This is a genomic window from Kribbella swartbergensis (assembly GCF_054784135.1).
The window spans coordinates 40,976-55,950 of the sequence record NZ_BAAGPM010000010.1; the positions used below are offsets into that span (position 1 = coordinate 40,976).

General features: G+C 66.1%; 13 protein-coding genes and 1 pseudogene. 5 read left to right on the plus strand and 9 right to left on the minus strand.

Features of this window, described 5'->3' with window-relative positions; translation table 11 throughout:
- Position 1 precedes the first annotated feature (1 nt).
- The 4 genes from ACYVOK_RS06295 to ACYVOK_RS06310 all read right to left on the minus strand — a co-directional run bounded on the left by ACYVOK_RS06295 (position 2) and on the right by ACYVOK_RS06310 (position 2,846).
- A complete protein-coding gene (locus tag ACYVOK_RS06295) occupies positions 2 to 796 on the minus strand; it encodes a L,D-transpeptidase family protein (protein WP_460661299.1) in 795 nt (264 codons plus the stop codon).
- 72 nt (positions 797 to 868) lie between these two features.
- A complete protein-coding gene (locus ACYVOK_RS06300; RefSeq protein WP_460661300.1) occupies positions 869 to 1,483 on the minus strand; it encodes a GNAT family N-acetyltransferase in 615 nt (204 codons plus the stop codon).
- Complete coding sequence (locus ACYVOK_RS06305) at positions 1,483 to 2,415, minus strand: nucleoside hydrolase (RefSeq protein WP_460661301.1); 933 nt, start codon at positions 2,413 to 2,415, stop codon at positions 1,483 to 1,485. Before ACYVOK_RS06305 ends, ACYVOK_RS06300 begins: the two co-directional genes overlap by 1 nt.
- Positions 2,416 to 2,432: 17 nt before the next feature.
- Positions 2,433 to 2,846, minus strand: coding sequence for a hypothetical protein (locus tag ACYVOK_RS06310; protein ID WP_460661302.1), 414 nt, complete (start codon positions 2,844 to 2,846; stop codon positions 2,433 to 2,435).
- Between the two features lie 90 nt (positions 2,847 to 2,936).
- Between ACYVOK_RS06310 and ACYVOK_RS06315 the strand changes: the two genes are divergently transcribed.
- The gene (locus ACYVOK_RS06315; RefSeq protein ID WP_460661303.1) at positions 2,937 to 3,824 is read left to right on the plus strand and encodes a LysR family transcriptional regulator; all 888 of its coding nucleotides are present in this window, start codon (positions 2,937 to 2,939) and stop codon (positions 3,822 to 3,824) included.
- 3 nt (positions 3,825 to 3,827) lie between these two features.
- Here ACYVOK_RS06315 and ACYVOK_RS06320 read toward each other — a convergent pair whose 3' ends face one another.
- Positions 3,828 to 4,298 carry a nuclear transport factor 2 family protein gene (locus ACYVOK_RS06320; protein ID WP_460661304.1) on the minus strand — a complete coding sequence of 157 codons (471 nt, stop codon included), beginning with the start codon at positions 4,296 to 4,298 and terminating at the stop codon, positions 3,828 to 3,830.
- The gene (locus tag ACYVOK_RS06325) at positions 4,295 to 5,284 is read right to left on the minus strand and encodes an aldo/keto reductase (protein WP_460661305.1); all 990 of its coding nucleotides are present in this window, start codon (positions 5,282 to 5,284) and stop codon (positions 4,295 to 4,297) included. Before ACYVOK_RS06325 ends, ACYVOK_RS06320 begins: the two co-directional genes overlap by 4 nt.
- A gap of 61 nt (positions 5,285 to 5,345) precedes the next feature.
- Between ACYVOK_RS06325 and ACYVOK_RS06330 the strand changes: the two genes are divergently transcribed.
- The gene (locus ACYVOK_RS06330) at positions 5,346 to 6,209 is read left to right on the plus strand and encodes a LysR family transcriptional regulator (RefSeq protein WP_460661306.1); all 864 of its coding nucleotides are present in this window, start codon (positions 5,346 to 5,348) and stop codon (positions 6,207 to 6,209) included.
- A 46-nt stretch (positions 6,210 to 6,255) separates the two neighbouring features.
- Complete coding sequence (locus tag ACYVOK_RS06335; protein ID WP_460661307.1) at positions 6,256 to 6,459, plus strand: hypothetical protein; 204 nt, start codon at positions 6,256 to 6,258, stop codon at positions 6,457 to 6,459.
- 92 nt (positions 6,460 to 6,551) lie between these two features.
- Here ACYVOK_RS06335 and ACYVOK_RS06340 read toward each other — a convergent pair whose 3' ends face one another.
- The 3 genes from ACYVOK_RS06340 to ACYVOK_RS06350 all read right to left on the minus strand — a co-directional run bounded on the left by ACYVOK_RS06340 (position 6,552) and on the right by ACYVOK_RS06350 (position 12,716).
- Positions 6,552 to 7,526, minus strand: coding sequence for an aldo/keto reductase (locus ACYVOK_RS06340; RefSeq protein ID WP_460661308.1), 975 nt, complete (start codon positions 7,524 to 7,526; stop codon positions 6,552 to 6,554).
- 132 nt (positions 7,527 to 7,658) lie between these two features.
- Positions 7,659 to 10,757 carry a DUF3427 domain-containing protein gene (locus ACYVOK_RS06345; protein WP_460661309.1) on the minus strand — a complete coding sequence of 1,033 codons (3,099 nt, stop codon included), beginning with the start codon at positions 10,755 to 10,757 and terminating at the stop codon, positions 7,659 to 7,661.
- A gap of 60 nt (positions 10,758 to 10,817) precedes the next feature.
- Positions 10,818 to 12,716 (minus strand): DNA/RNA helicase domain-containing protein, encoded by a 1,899-nt coding sequence (locus ACYVOK_RS06350; RefSeq protein ID WP_460661310.1) that lies wholly within the window; start codon positions 12,714 to 12,716, stop codon positions 10,818 to 10,820.
- A 146-nt stretch (positions 12,717 to 12,862) separates the two neighbouring features.
- Here ACYVOK_RS06350 and ACYVOK_RS06355 point away from each other — a divergent pair, with 146 nt between their 5' ends.
- The gene (locus ACYVOK_RS06355; protein ID WP_460661311.1) at positions 12,863 to 13,210 is read left to right on the plus strand and encodes a nucleotide pyrophosphohydrolase; all 348 of its coding nucleotides are present in this window, start codon (positions 12,863 to 12,865) and stop codon (positions 13,208 to 13,210) included.
- Positions 13,211 to 14,317: 1,107 nt separating this feature from the next.
- Positions 14,318 to 14,809 (plus strand): annotated as a pseudogene (locus ACYVOK_RS06360) (helix-turn-helix transcriptional regulator); the annotation flags it as partial.
- Between the last annotated feature and the right edge of the window lie 166 nt (positions 14,810 to 14,975).

The following is a 14,975-nucleotide window of genomic DNA, read 5'->3' on the forward strand; positions in this document are numbered from 1 at the left end:
CTCAGTAGTCGCCGTAGACCTGGACCTTGGTGCCGATGGGGGTTTCTCGGAAGATCTGGGTGATTTCCGGGCGGGTGACGCGGATGCAGCTGTGGCTGGCGGGGTAAGGCTTGACGAGGGAGTTGACGCGGGAACCGTGCAGGGCGATGCCGGGGCGGTCGCGGAGGAAGTAGATGGAGTCGTACATGTAGGCCTCGGGGTACAGGCTGCTCTCGTGCGCGCCGGCCCACTTGCGCCAGACCTTCCCGGTGCGGTTCGGGGTTTCGTAGCCGGGGGAACCGGTCGAGACCCAGACGATCCGCTTATAGGTCTTGCCGACGATCTGGTACGCCACCTGGCAGGTCTTGTTGACGTAGATCCCGGGCTCGCGCGTCGGCGTCGGGCGCTTGGTTGCGTTCAGCACCGAGTACGCGTCGGCCAGGGTCAGGCCCTTGCGGCTCACCGGCATCCCGTGCGTCTCACGCCACGCACACAGCGCCTGCTTGGCGCGCGCGGTGATGTCACCGTCGACGTCGCCGACCGGGTAGCCGAGCTTGTCCAGTTGCCGTTCGACGCGCAGCGCGTAGTACTGCGGCTTCTGCTTCACCTTCGGCTTCGGCTTCGCCGTGGGGGTCGGAGTCGGCGTCGCGCTCGGCGTCGCGCTCGGGGTGGCCGACGGGGGCGGCGTGCTGGCCGGCGTACCCGACGAGGTAGGGGTTTCCGACGGGCTCGACTGACTGGCGGCCACGTCGGAACAGCCGACGAGTACGAACGACAGAACGACCGCACCGGCAACGAGACCACGTCGACGAGACACGATTTCCCCTCTCCCTCGGCATTGTCGGAGTCGCAGAACCACGATGCTCGGGCCTGCAACGAAACGCCGAGACTAATGCTCCGAGGGTTCCCCAGACGTGCCGTTGCCCGTGCCCGTCACCGAACCGTTGTCGACCACGGGTCCCGGGTCGTCCCGCAACCTGCTGTACAAGTACCCATCCCGGTACTTCCCAGCACGGAACTCCGCGGCCCGGATCACCCCTTCGAGCCGGAAACCCGCCTTTTCCAACGATTTCTGCTCGGCCAGGTTCTCCGGATGCGTTGCGGCCTGGATCCGTTGCACCGGCGTGTGTTCGAACAGGTAGTCGGCGAGCATCGCCTGCGCACGCCATCCGATCCCGCGCCCGCGGTACTGCGGCAGCAGCGCGATCCCGATCTCCCAGTACGTCGTGACCTTGTCGTACGAACCGGACGACCACATCACGAATCCCACCGGATCGTCACCGGAGACGACCATCAGCCGACCACCGTCCGGCCCGAGGAACCCGTCCTCGGCGAACCGCCGTGCCGGCGCCTGTGCGTCGCGGAACCCACCCCAGTCCAGCCCGATCAAGCCCGGCTCGACCGCGAACCGCCGGAACATCCACAGATCGCCTTCACCCACGGGCCGCAGTTCGACGCGCACGTCAGCGGCCGGACGACCCGCGTCGTCGCCAGGGGCGACCATCACCGGCCTCCGGGTGGATTACTCGCTCCCACCGGATCGTTTCGCCCGGCTCGTTGGATCGCCTCGATGATGGCCGCGACGGCGGCCGGCCCGTCGACGGTCAGCGCGAGCCGGACGGTGCCCGCGTCGTCGGGGACGAACGTGCTCGTCCCTTCGTCGTCGCCGACGGAGATCTCGACCTTCCCCGGGTCGGAGAAGGTGAACAATTCGGGCCGGGTGAGGGTGAGCACCGCGACCGGATCGTGCGGCACGTTCCATTCCCGCTGCCAGAACTGCCACCACTGCTGGATGTCCGCCCGCAGAGCCGCACCGAGTGCTCCCGCGGCCCCGATCGACTCCAGCCCCGACTGGTCGACGCCGACCTGCTGTGTCACATCGAGTCCGGTCACCGTGGTCGGAATGCCGGCCGACAGGACGGTCCGGGCGGCAACAGCGTCACTCTTGAAGTTGTGCTCCGCCTTGCCGGCGGGTGGGAACATCCCGCCCATGATCCACAGGTGACGGATCCACGTCGCCACCCGCGGCTCCCGTCCGAGCGCCTCCGCGATATTGGTCAGCGGCCCCACGGCCACGACGTCGATCTCGCCTGGGTTCGCCTTCAGAGTGGCGATCAGGTGCTCGACGGCGGGCCGCTCCGCGACGGTCTCCCGCTCCAGGCCTTCGTGCAGCGTGCCCTCATGACCTGGCCACCAGACCTCGCGACGGGACAGTGGGGTCGTTTGCCCTGCGTGTACGGCGATGTCGCGGCCCGCGAGTACGCCGTACCGGCGCGCGATCCGGGCACGCAGGAGCGTGTCGCCGTACACCGTGGTCACCGAGTGCAGGCGGAGCTCCGGCGTACCCATGATCTGGGCGAGCGCCATGGCGTCGTCGACGTCCGACCCGATATCGGTGTCGAAGACGAGCGTCCGGGTCTGCCGACTGTGGCTCATCGGAGCAGTCTGGTCGGTTACAGCCCGAGGTCGCGGAGGAACTCCGGCTTGTACGCCTGGATCACCACGTAGCGGGGATCCGGCACCTCCACGTCGGCGTTCTTCGCCGCGTCGCTCGCGGCGTCGCGCTCACCGACCGGCGCACTCGGGTCCGTCCACTCCTGCTCCGCCTGGTTCCACCGGGTGATGGTGTAGTCGGCCTGCAGGTTGTCGTCGGCAACGAGCTCCTTGACCGTCCGCTCCGCCTCCTGGGCGTCCTCGAGTGTGTAAGTGTAGAGCAGCATCCGGTTCCCGTCGCGGGTCACCGTCACCCGGCTCCCGAGCCGCTTGCGCGCGTCGTCGTCCAGATCCAGCGCCCGCAGCCGCTCCCAGAACGTCAGCCCGTGCTCGTCACTGCCGAGCTCGACCTCTACCCGAAACTCATCCGCCATGCCCTCACCCTACCGATCATCGGGCCGTCACTCCTGGTCAGGGCTGAGACAGGAAAATCGATTCCTGGTGATCGACTAGAGTTCTTAGTCATGGAGCTGAGGCATCTGGAGCACTTCGTCGCGGTCGCCGAGCAGAAGCACTTCACCCGTGCTGCCGAGGCGATGTCGATCTCGCAGTCGGGCCTGTCCGCGTCGATCCGCGCGCTCGAGCGGGAGCTGCGGGCGCCGCTGTTCGTCCGCAACACCCGCAGCGTCGAGCTCACCGAGGCGGGACGGGCTCTTCTGTGCGAGGGACGTCGTGCCCTCGCCGCCGCTGAAGCCGCCAAGGACGCCGTCGCCGCGGTCCAGGGGCTGCTGCGCGGTCACCTGACGGTCGGGCTCGAGCAGTGCCTGGGGGTGGTCGACGTACCGGCGTTGCTCGCCAAGTTCCGCTCTGCCTATCCGGGGGTGGAGATCGAGGTGCGCCAGGGCGGCTCCACGCCGATGCTCGACGAACTCGCCTCCGGCCGCCTTGACGTCGCGTTCGTCGCCACCGCCGGCGACCCGGTCGACGGCCTCGACCTGCGTCCGCTGTCCAAGGAGTCGATGGTTCTCGTCTGTGCTCCCGACCATCGGCTGGCGTCCGCGTCCGCGGTGTCGTTGGCCGATCTGGTGGGGGAGTCGTTCGTCGACTTCGATCCCACCTGGGGCGCCCGGGCGATCTCGGACCGTGCCTTCGCCGCCGCCGGCGTCGCTCACCCGGTCACCATCGAGGTGAACGACGTACACACGCTCCTGGCCCTCGTCGCCCACAACCTCGGCGTCTCCCTGGTCCCCGAACGCATCGCCGCCAAGCGCGGCGACCACGTCACCGTCCCGCTGGTCCCGGGAGCCGCCTCCGACTGGCAGGTCTCGGTAGCCGTCCCCACCAGCCCCGCCGCCTCCCTGGCCGCCGACGCCCTGATCGGCATGCTCCCGACGACGGCGGTCCACAGCTAGTCCTCAGGCGTACTGCAGATTCGCGACGCTGATTCGGTCGTCGCGGACGGTGAAGTCGTAGTGCGCCCGCCAACCGTCCGATCCGGCGGGCGCCCAGTGCACCAGCAGCTTTTGCCCGTCCGGCCGTTGTTCGACGACCTCGATCACCCGCAGCGTGCCGCCGATGACCTCGTTGTCGGCCCAGGTACGGATCGAGTCGTGGCCGGCGATCGTCCGCGAGACGTCGACGATCCGCCCGTCGGCGTGGAACGCCTTCACCAGCCCGTCCAGATCGCGCCGGGCGACGGCATCGACGTACGCCTGCGCAGCCGGCAGCACCCCGACCGGCGACGTCGTGCCAGTCGTTGGACCTGAGGTCGTGAGCGTCCGCCCGCTGACAGTTGGACTGTCGGCCATCGGCCCGCCCGTGCTCGGCGTGGTCTGCCCGCAAGCGGCGACGAGCAGCATCGCCGACGATCCGATGAGGACCTTCACCGCGCGTCCTGGAGTAGCGTCTCGCCGACGGTTTCGATCCCGGCGAGCACGGCGTCGATCCGCGCCAACGTGTCCGGATGCAGGGTGATTTCGGCCGCCGCCAGGTTCTCCACGATGTGCGCCGGCGTACGACTCCCCGGAATCGGCACCACCGCGGGATCCTGATGCAGCAACCACGCCAGCGCGAGCTGGCTCCGGGTGATCCCGAGGTCCGCCGCCAGCGCCTGCAGAGCGGCGTACGACGCGTTGTTCGCCTCGAGGTTCTTGAATCTCGGCGCGTTGTTCCGGAAGTCGTCGGCTGCGAGCCGCTGCACCGTCCCGGTGAGGAAGCCGGCCCCGAGAGGACTCCACGGTACGACGCCGACGCCGAGCTCGCGCGCCACCTCGAGCAGTTGCGGATCGACCGGCCGCCACATCGACCACTCGGTCTGTACGGCGGCGATCGGATGAACCGCGTAGGCCCTGCGCAGCTCCTCCGGCGTCACGTTGGACACGCCGAGATGCCGAACCTTGCCCTCAGCAACGAGCTTCGCCATCGCGCCGACCGAGTCCTCGATCGGCACCTGTGGGTCGGGGAAGTGGAGGTAGTACAGGTCGATCACGTCGGTGCCGAGGTTGCGCAGGCTGTTCTCGGCGTACCCCTTGACGTATTGCGGCTCGGCGTTCACAAGCAGTTCCTCGAACGCGAACCCGACCTTCACCGGGTGCGGTTCGGCGGCGTCGGGCAACTTCAGCCCGAACTTGGTCGCCACCGTGACCTCGTCGCGCCGGCCGCGGATCGCCCGTCCGACCAACCGCTCGTTGTGGCCGTCGTCGCCGTACGCGTCACTGGTGTCGATGAACGTCCCGCCGGCGTCGATCGCCGTCCGGATCGCGGCGACGCCACGGTCGTCGTCGATCTCGCCGTACGTGCCGGGGGAGAGCACCATCGCGCCGAATCCGATGGCGGGTACTTCGAGTTCGCCGAGAGTGCGAGTGTTTGTCATGGGTCCAGCTTTGGGCCGGGGCCGGCGCGTCGTCCAAGACCTGTTGGTATAACCGTTGGTTATGGACGCCCATCTGCGGGAACTGCGGTACTTCGTCGCCACGGCCGAGGAACTGACCGTCACCGCCGCGGCCGCTCGTCTGTTCGTCTCACAGCCCGCTTTGTCCAAGCAACTGCGAGCCCTCGAACGCCGCCTTGGGTTCGACCTGTTCGTCAGGCAGCCCCGCGGCCTCGCGCTCACGTCGCAAGGCAGCGCGCTGCTCCCCGTCGCGCAGTCGATGCTCGAGGCCTGGGACCGCGGGTACGCCGAGGCACGGGCGCTGAGCCACCCGCGGCAACTCGTCGTCGGCATGCAGACCGCCGTCGGCCGTGATCTTCAACGGCCTGCTGTCCAGCGCTTCCGCGATCGCGCACCCGGCTGGACGGTGTCCTTGAGGTTGGTCGGCTGGGACGACCCGACCGCCGGTCTCGCCGATGGCACCAGCGACGTGGCCTTCGTCTGGCTCCCCATCTCGGCAGACGACATCGCGACCCGAATCCTGATCCGGGAACCGCGGTGGGTGGCCTTGCCTGAAGGACACGCGTTGGCCGAGCGCGCCGAGATCCCCTTCCCGTTGCTGCTCGACGAACCCTTCGTAGCCCTCCCAGCCGCGGCCGGCGCATTGCGCGACTTCTGGCTGGCCCTCGACGCCCGGCCGGCTCCGCCGGTCATCGCAGCCGAAGCCACCGCCGCCGACGAGGTCCTCGAACTCGTCAACGCCGGCGTAGGCATCGCCCTCATCGCCGAGGGCAACGCCCGCCTCTACAAACGCCCCGGCCTGACCTTCCGCCCCGTGGCAGGCCTCCCACCCGCCGAACTGGCCCTCGCCTGGCGCCAATCCGACCCTCGCGAAGCAGTCCACCTCTTCGTCGACTCGGTTGAGTAAGCAGACAACTCACGACATCGACGGCGGCGGTCGATACGGTAAGACGGTGGCACACGGCGCAGGCCGGCGAGGTGGACAGTTGCTCGGCTGGCTCAGGTTCGAACTCGCCGGAGGACGCATCGGCATCCGCGACCGGGTACGTCGGCTCCTTCACCGGGATCAGGGAGCCGGGTCTGCCGCCGACCGGCACATCCCGGCCTACGACCCTCGGCTTCCCCGCGGCAAGTCGACGTACGGCGCGGACGACTGAGCAGCGCTCGACCATGTGCACTGATTGCCGGCCCCGGCTGTCGCGGGCTTGCTGGGGCGGCCTACCAGGTCGGTAGGCCGCTTATGTCTGACCTACCAGGCGTAGTCCTCGGGCGCAGTCTTGTACCCGGGGAAGATCTCGTCGAGCCGCGCGAGCGCCTTCTCGTCGAGCTTGATGTCCACCGCGCGTACGGCGGACTCCAACTGCTCCATCGTCCGCGGCCCCACGATAGGCCCGGTCACCGCCGGCTGGTGCAGCAACCAGGCCAGCGCCAGCTCGCCAGGCTCATGCCCGAGCTCGTCCGCGAACGCCTCGTACTGCTCGATCTGCGGTCGCAACTTCTCGAGCGTCTCCTTCGCCCGGCCCTCCAGCCGCCGTACGCCCTGGTTCTCCTTGCGGATCACCCCGCCGAGCAGTCCACCCTGCAACGGCGACCACGGGATCACGCCCAGCCCGTACTCCTGAGCCGCCGGCAGCACCTCCCGCTCCACATCGCGCACCAGCAGGTTGTAGATCGACTGCTCACTCACCAGACCGATGTAGTTCCGCTTCTCCGCGGCCGCCTGCGCCTGAGCAATATGCCACCCGGCGAAGTTGCTGGACCCGGCGTACAGGATCTTCCCCTGCTGTACGGCGACCTCGATCGCCTGCCAGATCTCGTCCCACGGAGTCGCCCGGTCGATGTGGTGGAACTGGTACAGATCAACGTAGTCCGTCTGCAGCCGCTTCAGGCTCGCGTCGAGCGAGCGGCGGATGTTGAGCGCCGACAACTTGCTCGTATTCGGCCACTCCACCCCCATGTCGCCGTACACCTTGGTCGCCAACACCGTCTTCTCCCGGTTCCCCGGATCCTTGGCGAACCACTCCCCGATGATCTCCTCGGTCCGCCCCGGATAGACCGCCCGCCCATACCCATTCGCGGTATCAAAGAAGTTGATCCCAGCCTCATGCGCCCGATCCATGATCCGGTGAGCATCCCCCACCTCGGTATGAGGCCCAAAGTTCATCGTCCCAAGCACGATCCGACTAACCGACAACCCAGTACGCCCGAGATAAGTGAAGTCCATACCCCCACCATCCCCCGCCCCCGCCCACACTTCCAACAGGAAAATCCACTCAGTTCGATCAGCCGTGCTTCTGAGTCGGCGCTGACTGACCGGTCTGCAGTTGGCTGGAGCGTTCGGATCATCCAGCGTGGCTCAGGCGACCACGGATGCCGTCTGGAACATCTCGGTGGGCATCGGGTGGTCGAGTTGCCAGGTGATGGCGATGGGGCGATCACCGGTGTGAGATGTGTACGTAGCCGGGCCCAGAAAGAGGTAAGGGGATGTTCCCAAATCGGTGAGCTTGTGTTGGCGGGCGAAGATCAGGACATTGGAATTCAACTCTCGGTGGTTGAGATAGCGCTGGCCGGTCGGGGAGTCAACGGAGGTGTTGCTCTGCGACTCCCAGTGGAAGAGCGTGGGGCTGATCGCGTAGTCCCGATACATCGTCGTGGGGGAGTAGTCCGCCTCTGACTTCGTCAACGTCACGAGGAAGGCGTCGGTCTGGTTCTCTTGTGAGTACAGCACGCCGGACTGGAAGGTGCTGGGGCGGCGTTGCAGGTTGGCGTAATTGAGCGCCGCGAGGATCTCCTCGCGGCTGTAGCGCGCATGTACTCGGAGCGGCAGATCGCGAAGTCGTCCGGACAGGTGAACGGTCCGGTGGCGGGCATGGTCCATGGCGAACTCGATGACCTCGAGGAGTTCGTCTCGCAGCGCAGGCTCGTGCTGGAGAGCCTTGAAACCGTCCGCGTACGAGTCGAAGCCGCCGCCATCTGGCCAGAGAGAGAAGAAGAGCATGCGGGCGAAGGATTGTTCAGCCGGCATCAGGTCGTCGTACGTCGGGGCGTTGTCGTGAAGCAGACGGCGGTAGGTGAGGACTCGTTCAGGATCGTCGACGTGAGCGAGCGCACGTACGCGGCGCAGGAGACCAGGTTCTTGGCTTGAACCCACGCGTGTGTGGAGCCCAGCCTCTCGGCGCAATGCAGTCCAGCTGCGGCCGGTACGCAGTACGTCGCTGATCTCGACGCCGGATTCGCGAAGGAAGGTCGGCAGGTCCTGGTCCCCATGTGTCTTGAGCTCATTGACCATGTCACGCCAGCGGCCGGCCACCTGGGTTCGGAGGTTGGACAGCACCACTTCCTGGGCGACCTTGTCTAAAACGATCTGGCAGCCGGCTGGGAGGAATGGGAAGCCCTGCTCCACCTGGCGTTCAAGGCCCTTGCGGGTGTCGCCAGTGAGTGCCCGGAAGCGCTTGTCGAAACGGAATTCCTTGCGCTGATGACCGACGAAGTCGAGGGCGGTGAGGACCGGCTTACCAGCCGCCTGGCGTAGACCGCGGCCGAGTTGCTGAAGGAAAACCGTTGGGCTCTCGGTGGGGCGGAGGAACAGGACGGTGTCGATCTCCGGAAGATCGAGTCCCTCGTTGAACAAGTCGGCGGCGAACAACGCGTTGACTTGGCGATTCTTAAGGTCGCGCAGCGCCTGCTCGCGATGGGCGGGTTGGGTTGTGCCTGAGACGGCGCGTGCCGGTATCCCTGCCTGGTTGAACACATTGGCCATGTATTGGGCATGCGCGACCGAGACGCAGAAGCCGAGCGCTCTCATCGCCCGCACATCTGTGAGCTTGTCTTGTACTTCGCGCAGCACGATGGCAGCGCGGTTCTCGTTACCCGTGTACAGCTGTTCGAGTTGCTGCTCGTCGTACCGACCTCGTCGCCACACCAGGTCGGTGAGGTGGGTGCCGTCGGCAATTCCAAAGTAGTGAAATGGGCAGAGAAGGTCCGCTGATAGTGCATCCCACAGACGAAGTTCTACGGCAGTGCGGCCGCCGAAGTAGCTTTGAAGATCGAAGCCGTCGGTGCGCTCTGGGGTCGCTGTGAGGCCCAGCAGTTCCCGAGGTTGAAGGTGATTGAGCAGACGGCGATAGGTGGGTGCGGCGGCATGATGAAACTCGTCGACGACAACGACATCGAAGGCGTCTGGCCGCATCGTCGTCACGTCGTACGCCGTGAGTGCCTGGACCGACGCGAAGACGTGCCGCCATTGCTCGGGACGTTCACCTGAATGGTAGGCCTCGCCGAACGTCGCGTCGGCCAGGACTTCGCGGTAGGTGCGGAGCGACTGCTGCAGAATCTCCTTACGATGCGCAATGAAGAGAAGCGAAGGCGCCGGCTCGCCCCGCTGAGCAGCGGCATCACGGAGACGTCGATAGTCGAGCGCGGCGATCACTGTCTTGCCAGTGCCAGTGGCGGCCACTACCAGATTGCGATGCCGGTCATGGACCTCGCGCTCGACTTCGATTTCCTCGAGCATCTCGGCTTGATACGGCCGAGGCCGGACCTCCAGGCCCGCAAGCGAGATCGTGACTCGATCTGATGTCGTCCGGTTGCCTAGGGTTGCCAACGCCTCGTCGAGTCGGTCCCGATCGCGCTGGGGGTCATAGATCTCGAACGTCGAGTCGTTCCAATACGTATCAAAGGTGGCGCCGAACTTATTCAGCAGGTGGGGCGTTGCGATCCTCGACAGACGAACGTTCCACTCGATTCCGTCCAGCATCGCCGCCCTGGAAAGGTTGGACGAGCCGACGTACGCGGTGTCGAATCCAGTCCTGCGACGGAAGAGCCAGGCCTTCGCGTGAAGTCGAGTGCGCAGGACGTCGTACTGGATTTTGACCTGGGCTCCGAAGTCGTTGACGAGCCGGTCGAGAGCTGGCCGATCCGTGGCGCCCATATAGGTGGTCGTAATGACGCGGAAGGGTGCGTTGCGGAGCCGGAGCCGCTGAAGCTCGGGCTCAAGGAGGCGGAGGCCGTACCACTTCACAAATGCGCAAATCAGATCCACCTCGTCCGAGGTGTCGATCTCGGCGCGAAGCTCAGGCCCAAGCGACGGCTCTCCGTGTGAATTCGTCAGCAGCGCGGCGTCGGACAGCGGAGTACTCGGCCGAGCGTCGCTGTACGTCGTTTCCCCCGGCCGGGCCGGCGGATGCACGGAGTGCAGTTGCCGGGGTTGGCCGTCGGGCAAGGAGTCGTCGTGCGCAGCAAGGCGCTGAAGCAGATCGTTGACCAGTGCAACTCGCGCAGTCTGATCACGTGTGCTCCCGAGAGTCCGCAGTACGGCGTCCCGCACATGCCGAGCCAGCACCTCCGGCTGATCGGCCTCATCAACGCTTTGAAGAACCGCAACCTGCCCATCCGCCCGACCAATCGCCTCAAGCAGCCCATTGGTCACCAACGCGTCGTAAATCCCAGATTCCATCAACCCATCACCCCTCCGAGAGGAGCTTGCCATGCGCCACCGACAAGGCGCTGGGTTTGCTCATTGGCGGCTGGTTGAGACGGCATCACCGTTGACGAGTTGGTGGAGGGCGTCTCGGGTTTCGGGGTCGGGGGAGTAGATGATGGTGCCGACCATGCCGCGCGTCAGCAGGACTTTGTAGGTGTTGCGGACGAGGCTGTCGAAGGTGGCGTCGTCGGTGATCTTGCGATTGCGGAAGGCGGGGTCCTTGTTGGCGTCGCGGACCGTCCTGAAGTGGCCATTGCGCCAGACGAAGTCTGGGCCGAGGATCACCCCACTCCAGTCATATTCGAAGCCTTGGGCGGTATAGACACAGCCGACCTGCCCGAAGCCGTTGGGGTCGGTGGCCCACAGGGCTGCGGGTGGGGCATCGCCGACTCTCCGGTCACCCTTCAGGTTCCAGGGACGTGCCCAGGAGCCAATCTGAACGTCAGGAACGAGGGTCTTGTCGGGCCGAGGATCGCTCCACGGCCAGCAATAGCCGGCGGCGATCCGTGCCCCGTAACCTTCCGCGGCCTTGTTTCGAAGCGTTGCTTCCATCGCTTCCGGTGTGTCGGCCACCTGAACTTGGAACGCTGGATCACCCGGCCATGGGATCGGTCCACCCTCAGCGAGGCCGAGGACGCGCACGACCCATTGGACGTACTCCTCACTGCCGCCACATCGGAACTGTGCATCGAGTTCGATGAGGTGTACCGGTAGTCCCAGATCCGCGGCGTAACTCTTGATCTCGGCTACTGTCCCGAGCTCACCTGGTTTCACGACCTGGTTCTCGTCGAGCAGGAACACGGGAACGCGCGCCGCTGCGATCAACTCGTCGACCTGACGGCGGCCGGTGCGGAACTCGGCCCTGGTGTAGCGGTCGACGGAGGTCTCACGGATGCGGTGTGCTTCATCCAGGATCAGGACGTCGAGCTCGTTGGGCTCGGCGTCCATGAACTGGTTGAAGTACTTGAACATCCGCTGAACACGGTTCTGACGTGCACCCGCGACCTTGCGAAGGGTCTGGGTGAAGGAGCGCGAACCAGTCGCGTGAAGAACACTTCGACCTCGGCGTGCGAGTTCGCCTAGTAGCGACAGGGCGATGACGCTCTTGCCGCTGCCAGGACCGCCCGTCACGATGACGACGGATTTGCGGTCTGCGCTTCGAGCGCGCTCGACTTCATGCAGGACCATGGAGTGTGCGAACTTCTGTTCGGCCAAGAGAACGAACTGCTCCCGCCGTTGGACCTCCTCGGCCGCTACGGCGAGCAGCTGCTTCGATGGCGCCACCGCCGAGGTGATCAGCTGGTCGGCGTACGGTGCACCGGGGGCCCTCGGATCGAGCCTGTCCTGGAGGAATTCGATGAACTCCCCGCGGCGTGCGCCCGTGAACAACCTTCCTCGCGCGTCCTGCGGATAGTCGTAAAGGTCGCGAACCTCGGCCTCGGACACAGCGTTGTGCAGGTAGGCAGCGCCGGCTAGTGCATCGGTTTGGCCTTCGAGGAACTTCGAGAAGTCCGCGAGATAGTCGCAGTAGCCGCGGACTTGTGCCACCGGATGAAGCCTTGGCGCGTTCGGGTAGCCGTCGATCAGGACAAGTTCACGGTCGTCCTCCCACGCGGTCGCACGACTCCACTGCTTGAGTTCGACGACGACGTACGACGGTCCGCCAGTGCGCGGATTGCGACCGGCCAAAACGACGTCGGCGCGCTTCGACGTGAGTGGCAGGTGGTGCTCGACGAGCACTTCGACGTTGTTCAGCCCCGCCTGCTCCAGATCATGGGCCAGGATCGGCAGGCTGCGCTCCCATGACCTAAGCTCGGCCGGCGCAGCCCGCCGGCCGGTGTGGTAGAGCATCTGCTCAGCGATCCTCCGGGCGAACGCGTCCTCGAGCGTCAGTTTGACGAAGCCGGCACCGGATTGACGGAACAGCGTCACGGGCGAAATCCCCCAGGCAGCACGAAACAAGGTCGTGCGGGTGGGGGCATGTCCTGTGAACTCTGAGTTCGGCGGAAGCCCGTCGGGCCGCGCCACAGACTCTATCCAGTGAGCGGTATCCGGGGGATTCGTGGCATGCTCGCGGCGTGTCTGATCTGATCGAGTTGCGCGACAGGATGCGGGTGTTCACCGAGGAGCGGGACTGGGCCAAGTTTCATGACCCGAAGTCGCTGATACTCGCCCTCGTCGGAGAAGTCGGTGAGCTCGCAGAGCTGTTCCAGTGGCTGCCCGCCGACGGGGCTGTCGCACATGTTCGTGACGAGCCGCTGCGCAGTCGTGTCAGTGACGAACTTGCCGACGTACTGATCTATCTTGTCCGGCTGGCCGACGTACTGGAGATTGACCTCCGCGATGCAGCGCGGCGCAAGCTCCATGGATCCGCGGCGCGCTTTCCGGCAGATGAGGTGCGCGGACGGGCGCCGAAGAAGACGTGACAATCTGGCAAGTCGACACGCCGCGATGCCGATCGACCGGGCGGCCTGAAAGGTAGTGCACAAGGGCATCGGCGGCTTACTGGATGCGGGCGCGACAACATCCTCGATCGTGCTCTTCCGCCGATCCAGACGCCGACCGCTGGCGACAACGCCCAAGAGGCGGCTGAAGCGTGTGGTGAGCCGCTCTAAGGCCAGTCGTGCCTCAACAGACCATTCGGAACACTCGCCGCCAAAGACGAGGACGTGCTGATGCCTATTCCTGAGCAGGCAACCTTGGAGACCATCGGTTCGGCCAGTGAGGGCCGTACCAGATGGATGGACGAAGGCGATTGTGCAGGTGTCGGCGGGCGCAGCGACGATGGAGACCCAGCTTTCGATTGAGAGGCTGGATGGCTCGGTGGAGGTTGGCGCGAGCATCGATGCCGAGGCACAGATGGCCTGCGACGATCTGCGTGACGAGATGTACGAAGACGGAAGGGCGCGTGGTACAACGCGGTGTTCAGCGTGACGCCAGGTGCCTGCCTCGAGGCTGAGTTCGACTACGACACACCGCCATTCGACGGCGGCGGAACGCCAGACCTACTCGAGGACGACCAGCGCGCTTACCCACGAGACGCGGCACACCTTCCCGCCTGGCACCCCGCGGCCGGCAGTTCCACGGGCTAGTCATTCTTGGTGGCAGCGACCAGGCCGTATGACGCCACGGACGAGGCTGACGCTCTCAGTCTGATGAACGATGACCGGATCGTGGATCAGCCCCTCGAATCTGCGGCGATGTTGGCACGCTCTCGTCGCGCTTGATCGGCATGCGTCTTGATGGGCCTGCGAACTTCTCGACGTTCAGGTTGACTCACCTGGGGTGGTGACGGCTCCGGTGAATGACGCCGACACCTCGTTGGAGGTCGAATGCAGCGTACTCTCGCGGCTTGATCCACCACTCAACCCTCTCTGGTCGGCCGTCCACTGCAGTGCGGCGACGGTTGTCGCAGCTCCGGAAGCTGGCCAGGGGTCCTCTGACGGTTAGGTGGTCGCGAGTCTCGGCCGGACCGGCCGTTGCGCGCGGATTTGCGGAAGAGGATCTTCCGCTATTGGTGGGACGATGGCGGGATGTTGGAGACGTCGGGGCGGTTGTTGCGGTTGTTGGGGTTGTTGCAGGGGCGGCGGGATTGGGCGGGGGCGGAGTTGGCGGAGAGGTTGGGGGTTTCTACGCGGACTTTGCGGACTGATGTGGAGCGGCTGCGGGCGCTGGGGTATCCGGTGGAGGCGCGGCCTGGGGTGGCGGGTGGGTATCGGTTGGGGGCGGGTGGGGAGTTGCCGCCGTTGTTGCTGGATGACGAGGAGGCCGTCGCCGTTGCGGTGGGGTTGCGGTCGGCGGCTGCGGGTGGGATTGCGGGGATCGAGGAGACGTCGGTTCGGGCGTTGGTGAAGTTGGAGCAGGTGCTGCCTTCGCGGTTGCGGCATCGGGTACGGGCGTTGGCGGGGGCGACGGTTGCGGTCGGTGGAGGTGGGCCGCGGGTTGATCCCGAGGTGTTGACGGCTATTGCGGCCGCGATTCGGGATCGGGAGGGGTTGCGGTTCGAGTACGCCGGCGGGGCGGGCGGCGGTGTTTGGGGGAGTCCGGCGGAAGGTATGGATCAGCCCACGCCGGACAGGCCACGGGATGGTGGCCGGGCGGGTGCGGGCGGAAGGGCCGGGACCGCGCAGGGTGGGCTCGGGGATGGTGGTCGGGAGGGGTCGAGCGGGGAAGGTCGGCCTGCGGTGGACG

Excerpts from the sequence above, each read along its gene's own strand:
- ACYVOK_RS06340 (WP_460661308.1), bottom strand. The coding sequence starts at position 7,526 with ATGGACTTCACTTATCTCGGGCGTACTGGGTTGTCGGTTAGTCGGATC.
- ACYVOK_RS06325 (WP_460661305.1), bottom strand. The coding sequence starts at position 5,284 with ATGACAAACACTCGCACTCTCGGCGAACTCGAAGTACCCGCCATCGGA.
- ACYVOK_RS06305 (WP_460661301.1), bottom strand. The coding sequence starts at position 2,415 with ATGAGCCACAGTCGGCAGACCCGGACGCTCGTCTTCGACACCGATATC.
- ACYVOK_RS06310 (WP_460661302.1), bottom strand. The coding sequence starts at position 2,846 with ATGGCGGATGAGTTTCGGGTAGAGGTCGAGCTCGGCAGTGACGAGCAC.
- ACYVOK_RS06315 (WP_460661303.1), top strand. The coding sequence starts at position 2,937 with ATGGAGCTGAGGCATCTGGAGCACTTCGTCGCGGTCGCCGAGCAGAAG.
- ACYVOK_RS06345 (WP_460661309.1), bottom strand. The coding sequence starts at position 10,757 with ATGGAATCTGGGATTTACGACGCGTTGGTGACCAATGGGCTGCTTGAG.
- ACYVOK_RS06300 (WP_460661300.1), bottom strand. The coding sequence starts at position 1,483 with ATGGTCGCCCCTGGCGACGACGCGGGTCGTCCGGCCGCTGACGTGCGC.
- ACYVOK_RS06330 (WP_460661306.1), top strand. The coding sequence starts at position 5,346 with ATGGACGCCCATCTGCGGGAACTGCGGTACTTCGTCGCCACGGCCGAG.